The sequence below is a fragment of the Alkalihalophilus lindianensis genome, from assembly GCF_032843265.1.
GTDB lineage: Bacteria > Bacillota > Bacilli > Bacillales > Bacillaceae_D > Alkalihalophilus > Alkalihalophilus lindianensis.
On record NZ_JAWJBA010000398.1, the window covers coordinates 1 to 268 of the forward strand.

At 38.4% G+C, this 268-nt stretch carries 1 protein-coding gene; it reads right to left on the reverse strand.

Going from position 1 to position 268, the window contains the following annotated elements:
• Positions 1-213 (reverse strand): prepilin peptidase (locus RYX56_RS22750; RefSeq protein WP_317124173.1); only part of this gene is annotated, 213 nt, incomplete at its 3' end.
• Positions 214-268 lie beyond the last annotated feature (55 nt).

Consider the following 268-nt stretch of genomic DNA (forward strand, 5'->3'; position numbering starts at 1 on the left):
GGACGTTTTACAATTCCGGCATTTTCCTTTCAAAAGTAAATAACTAACAACAGGAATTAAATCTATTGCACGTAATCTATTGCCGCAATGGGGGCAATGTGAAGGTGGGAAGATAAGCGATTCATTCTTTAATAAGCGAATGGCAACGACATTAAAAAAGCTACCGAGTATCAGTCCATAAATCAAAACGAGAATATCAATAATAGTCAACATGAATCTTCCCTTCTCCAATTGTGAACGGCGCTGCAAAAAAGCTGTCGTCGCCAAT